The 564-nt window shown below is 62.9% G+C and carries 1 protein-coding gene; it reads right to left on the bottom strand.

All coding sequences use genetic code 11. The features are described from left to right. Positions 1 to 453, bottom strand: a 453-nt coding sequence (locus AAIO73_RS20170; protein WP_197419148.1) for a transposase, incomplete at its 3' end; no start/stop codon positions are given. Positions 454 to 564: the final 111 nt, after the last annotated feature.

Below are 564 nucleotides of genomic sequence, written 5' to 3'. Positions count from 1 at the left end.
GTAACTGGCGCAGTAGATGTCGATCATCGCGGACATCATCCTGGCCAACTCGCGTGTGGTCGGCGCATTTTCCCACCGGCTCATCGTTGGTTGGCTGGCCAGCCCCGCGCCCGATCCCGGCAGCTTGCCCAGCGCCAGGCGGAAGCCCGGATCGTCACGCAGAGCGTCGAGATCATCGGCGTCCTCGTAGCCGCACGCGATCGCGAACACGCGGGCACGCAGTATGTCATCAAGGCGATGGATCACCCGCGCAGGATCGCGCGGATCGGCAATGCAAGCCGCAAGCCGCCGGCAAAGCCCCATCGCGCGCTCGGCCTGTGCCAGCAGCAGAACACCGCCATCCGAGGTGAGCCGACCTCCGTCGAACGCGGCTGTGATCTTCTTGCGCCCGATCGCTGGAAACGAAAATCCCGGCGCGCTATCATCGCTCCCGGCGGGTGTGGTCCGTGGCATAAATTGCCTCGCTGCAGGAATGGCCTAGACACCCATTTTCCTACATCAAAGCAATCGCTTAAACCACTCCCGCCAACCCTTCTGACCGAACCCGATGAATAAGCCGGGTTA

The organism is Sphingomonas epibiotica, from assembly GCF_039615155.1.
In the GTDB taxonomy this organism is placed as follows: Bacteria; Pseudomonadota; Alphaproteobacteria; order Sphingomonadales; family Sphingomonadaceae; genus Sphingomonas.
Note: the sequence above shows the minus strand (reverse complement) of the source record. Positions and strands in the feature narration are given on the sequence as shown.